The organism is Corynebacterium sp. HMSC22B11 (genome assembly GCF_001815965.1).
Lineage (GTDB): Bacteria > Actinomycetota > Actinomycetes > Mycobacteriales > Mycobacteriaceae > Corynebacterium.
The window spans coordinates 1-4,778 of the sequence record NZ_KV823468.1; the positions used below are offsets into that span (position 1 = coordinate 1).

Below are 4,778 nucleotides of genomic sequence, written 5' to 3' on the forward strand. Positions count from 1 at the left end.
GATCCCGTCCGCATCCCCTTTTGTCACTTAACCCTTCCTTTGTTTCTGCGGGAATGATGGAGGGGTGAGGGTGGCGACGCCACCAGACCCCTCCGCTTAGCTTTGGGGTTACTAGTATCCACGCACTACAGCTTGGAACTTCCGAGGCCCGCGCCGCAGAGCGGTGATTGCGTTCCTGATGGTGCGATAAACCTGCAGTTCACGGGTGGCGCACCCGCTTGTGCAGTTCCGTGAAAATAGTTTGACTAGCCTCTGCTGCCCCTAAGCGGTCAGGACTCCCAAGGGGATCACGTGCACTCCGCTAGGAAGCGTGTATGCATATTCCGTTGCTGTGATGATGGCTAGGTATGCAGGCGACCCGATCTTGTTGGTGTCGACACGTTCGTCACGGAGTTTGATGAGGTTCGCTTCGGCTTGTGGGATCTGCGATGCTCCGAGTTTGACTTCGCAGGCGCCCCACTTGCCGTCTTCGGGGTATTCGATGATGGCGTCAACTTCAAGGGCCGTGTTGTCACGGTAGTGATAGACGCGCCCGTGCTGGAGAGCGGATGCTGCGCGCAGGTCTCGAATGACCATGGACTCAAAGATCTGGCCGAAGAACTCCGGGTCGTTCGCGAGGCGGTCAACACCGATACCCAAGGCGGCGCAGGCCAGGCTGGGGTCAGCGAGATGGAGCTTCGGCGAGGTGCGCAGTCGTGATTTAGATCGGAGCGCGACGCTCCAAGGTTGCAACCCGTCGAGGATGAATATCCGGGTAAGTGCCTGGAGGTACGTGGAGACCGTTTTCGGGTCGACTGTTGTGGCATCCGAAGACACGTCTGCAGCGAGTGTTTTCAATGTTGCTTCGCCAGAAATATTCCGAGCGATGGATGCCAAGGTCCGGCGAATGTTTAGTTGGTTGTGGCGTGTGCCAACGTTTTCTGGCACTTCCACGTCGAAAATGTTGTCCAGGTATGAGCGGTTAAACATGACCGCCTGCTGAGTGCTCGCCCCGAGTAGCCCTGGCCATCCGCCACGAACGGCCTGCTCGGCCATGTCCTTATATGTGAGCTTGGAAGCTCCACTTACACTAACGCCCGGTTCTAGCGATGCGAGGCTTACCTGGCTTGTCGACGCCCCACTCTCCGCGAGTGACATTGGCCGCATTCGTAATCTTGCAAAGCGTCCCGCGCCGGAGTGACGCGTGGTGTCGTCGGCCGGTGCCGCTGACCCCGAAAGGATGAACTCTCCGCGTCCTTGACGGTCGTCGATCTCGTGGCGGATGGTGTTCCATAGGGAAGGCGCGAGCTGCCACTCATCAATGAGACGAGGGGTTGGACCGTTGAGTAAGGCTGCGGGGTTCAATTCGGCTAGCGTGATCAGCTCGGGGGACCGGTCGAGACGTACAGAACTTGCAGCCTTTTGGAGCGCGGTAGAGGTTTTCCCGCATGCGCGCGGCCCCTCAAGGAGGACGCCTCCCATGAACTGGAGGGAGTCTTCCAATACTTGATCTGCAAAGCGTGAAAAGTACTGCATATGGGCACTATACCCGCTTTTGCAACGGTTCCATGCCCGACTTTGCAACATTTCTATACCGGCTTTTGCAAGTTCGCCCAAACACGGTCTTGGGAATTCCTAGTGGTGTTCGAAATGTGTCCTAGATTGGCACGCCCTCCCTAGTGGCGCGGATGTCTTCGTCACTAGGCGGTGCGGACGTGCTTTTGCGGGAGTGGCTGTTCTCAACCGTAGGGAAGGGGGTGAGGTGAAAGCCTAATGCTGAATCCGGTCACCAACCGGACATCCGGCACGCATAATGCCCGGAGCTCTAGCTCCGCAACTTGCTGATCAGCGCTACCACGCCAGACACTCCCGCCGTCAGGCCTCCGAACACCACGCCGATCTCCACAATGCGGTCCTGATTTCTCAGACGCGCCGTCTCGACAGGGCAAAAGGCGAGGTGCTTGGGGCCGTGTTGTCGAACTAGCGGGCTGATTTCTTTGTGGAAGTCCGCCCGCTTCGGCTTTTCCGGCCTTATTATGACCGCATGGTTAGGGCAACGAAAGTTCTTCTCGATGGGTACGGCGTCCCCGAGTCACTCCGTTGGCACCAGGGCGCCCTCTATTTCGTGGACATGGCAACCGGGACTCTGCACCGCTGGACCAAACCAGGTGGGGAAGAAGTCTTGGGCGAAATCCCGGGTCGCGCCGGCGGCCTGGGATTCCTCCCCAACGGTGACATGCTCATCGTCTCCATGGACCAGCACGTCATCTGGCGGCGCAGCGCCGATGGCGAGCTGACACAACATGCAGACATCAGTGAATACTGCGGCGGCCACGCCAACGACATGATGGTCACACCCGATGGGTACGCCTACGTGGGCAACTTCGGTTTCGATTACCACGCCTTCCACCGAGAAAACGCGAACTCCCACCTCTACAAGCCGCCAGGACCTCCCTCGACGCGAGTGGTGTGCATCGCCCCGGACGGCACGGTCGCGGGAACCGGCCCGGACATGCTGTTCCCCAATGGAACGGTGAAGTTGCCGGGCGGCACCGTCGTCGTCGCCGAGACCCTGCGCCTGCAGCTGACCGAATGCGACGTCGATGAAGCCGGCGTGTTGGTCAACCCCCGGCCGTACGCCAAGCTCATGCCCGAATTCCTGTGGCAGCAGCTCAACTCCGGTTCACCGCTGGGCACCATCGTCCGCACCGCTGCCGGGGTGCTGGAAAACCCCCGCATCGCCAACGCCCTGCCCATCTCGCTTGCCCCCGATGGGATTGCGCTGGATAGTGACGGGCAATCGATCTGGATTGCCAATGCCACGCGCGCGGAGGTCGTGCTTGTGAAGCCCGGCGGGCACATCGTCGAGCGCATCCGCACCGGCAACAAGACGCTCGATGTGGAGCTCGGCGGCGATAACGGCCACACGTTGTTCTGCGCCACGACGATCAACGACGACCCCACGATCGGTGGCCCCGCGCGCAAGGGCTGCATCGAGATCATCGATCTGGAGGCGTAAGCATGGGCGTTGTACTCATTACTGGAGCTGGCCGCGGCATTGGAGCTGCAACCGCTCGAGCAGCAGCCGACGCTGGCTACGACGTCGCCGTCACCGATATCGACGGCGAGGCCGCTCGCACCGTCGCTGAAGAACTACCCGGAAACATTCGGGCCATCGGTGTGGAACACGACGTCCGCGACGAAGAAGCGTGGGCCGCCGTCTTCCAGGACGTGGAACGCCAGCTTGGGCCGGTGGACATCCTGGTGAACAACGCCGGGATGATCCACACCGGTTGGGCACGTGATCTCTCGGGTGACCAGCATCGGCAGATGGTGGACGTGAATTTCCTCGGCCCCATGTACGGCACGCTCGAAGCCATGCGGCGCATGAAAGAACGCGGCGGGCACATCGTGACCGTGTGCTCCATGACCAGTTTCCTCCCCCTGCCCGGGTACTCCTCCTATGGCGCGACGAAGCATGCGCTGCGTTCATTCATCAACACCGTCGCCATCGAGGAACGCGCGAGCCGCGTGGCATTCACGCTCGTGCACCCGCCCGGGGTGCGGACTGAGATGCTGGAACAGGAAAAGCGTGACCCTTCGGCGGTCGCGGCTTTCGCCGAGAAGTCCGTGGGCCCGGAAGTGATCGCCGAGACCATCGTTCGGGCCTTTAAGAAGCGCCCGCTGGTCGGCAGGCCAGCGGAGATCGTATTCCCCGCGCTCGGCGGCCGCTTCCAGCGCTGGGTGGGGGCGCAGGCCGGCCTCATGCGCCTGGCGATGCCCTTTGTTCTCGCCAGCGGGCGGCGGGCGCTGCGAAAAGGGTAAGGGAATTTTCAGGGTATTTGGATACGCGCAGGTGAAAGGCTTATCCGGACGGTCGCAGGCAAGTTAAAACGCAAAAATTTCCAGAATTCGCTTGACGGGCGGGGGTGCGTGGTCGGTAGGTTGGCGGACTCGTAACCACATCGTTACCAAAAGACGAAGGAGCGAATACTTTATGCGCACGTCCGTCAAGACCAACCTGACCCGCCTCGCAATGGCAGCCGGTGTCATCGCAGCACCGGCGCTGGTTGCACCGACGGCAAACGCAGCAACTGTTGGCCAGTGGGACCAGGTCGCAGCATGCGAGTCCGGCGGCGATTGGCACATCAACACGGGCAACGGCTACTACGGTGGCCTGCAGTTCTCCGCTCAGACCTGGGCCGGCTTCGGTGGCACCCAGTACGCACCGACCGCTGACCAGGCCACGAAGGCCCAGCAGATCGAGATCGCCGAGAAGGTTCTGGCTGGCCAGGGCGCTGGCGCATGGCCGAACTGCGGCGGCCCGGTCGCCTAAAAGCCACCGCGCGCCCCGCGGGGATAAGCCTCCGCGGATCCGGCAATAGCAGTCCGGCAGTTTTACCCCGGCCACACACGGCCGGGGTTTTGCTGTACCTGCTTGTCCCTGCCGGAGGGTGCGTCAAGGAGAAGGGTTCAGCCCCTCCCGTGAGCAGCATCACAGCCTGGAAAAACCAAGAAATTTCCGGTACTTGACCTGCGCATTCACTGGTGACGTGAAACCAAATTTCGCATTGACTTTTCAAATCTTTTCCAAACCGTTATTATCGTTTATGCCGGGTTGATGTCTGCCCAACCGCATATCCTCCAACCCCCCCTGATGAGGATGGTTGGGATGTGACTCCCTGGAAGTAAAGCCATCGAGCATCCCCCCCCCGCTCGATGGTTTTGCGCTTTCTACCCCAATTTTTCCGGCCAGCGGTGAGCCAGGGTTAAGGGTCAAAATGTGTGTCTGGCTCGGC

The 4,778-nt window shown here is 60.8% G+C and carries 5 protein-coding genes; 3 read left to right on the forward strand and 2 right to left on the reverse strand.

Features of this window, described 5'->3' with window-relative positions; genetic code table 11:
* Window positions 1–261: 261 nt before the first annotated feature.
* Entirely contained in the window at window positions 262–1,515 is a 1,254-nt protein-coding gene (locus HMPREF3088_RS00240) for an ATP-binding protein (protein ID WP_070757497.1), read from the reverse strand.
* Between the two features lie 508 nt (window positions 1,516–2,023).
* On the opposite strand from HMPREF3088_RS00240, the gene HMPREF3088_RS00245 reads away from it, so the two are divergent.
* The 3 genes from HMPREF3088_RS00245 to HMPREF3088_RS00255 all read left to right on the forward strand — a co-directional run bounded on the left by HMPREF3088_RS00245 (window position 2,024) and on the right by HMPREF3088_RS00255 (window position 4,315).
* Window positions 2,024–2,998, forward strand: a complete 975-nt coding sequence (locus HMPREF3088_RS00245) for an SMP-30/gluconolactonase/LRE family protein (protein ID WP_083317272.1) — start codon at window positions 2,024–2,026, stop codon at window positions 2,996–2,998.
* 2 nt (window positions 2,999–3,000) lie between these two features.
* The gene (locus tag HMPREF3088_RS00250; RefSeq protein ID WP_070757501.1) at window positions 3,001–3,804 is read left to right on the forward strand and encodes an SDR family NAD(P)-dependent oxidoreductase; all 804 of its coding nucleotides are present in this window, start codon (window positions 3,001–3,003) and stop codon (window positions 3,802–3,804) included.
* Between the two features lie 172 nt (window positions 3,805–3,976).
* Window positions 3,977–4,315 carry a transglycosylase family protein gene (locus HMPREF3088_RS00255; RefSeq protein ID WP_070757503.1) on the forward strand — a complete coding sequence of 113 codons (339 nt, stop codon included), beginning with the start codon at window positions 3,977–3,979 and terminating at the stop codon, window positions 4,313–4,315.
* A gap of 243 nt (window positions 4,316–4,558) precedes the next feature.
* On the opposite strand, the gene HMPREF3088_RS10530 is transcribed toward HMPREF3088_RS00255, so the two are convergent.
* Window positions 4,559–4,778, reverse strand: a 220-nt coding sequence (locus tag HMPREF3088_RS10530) for a hypothetical protein (protein WP_210401461.1), incomplete at its 5' end; no start/stop codon positions are given.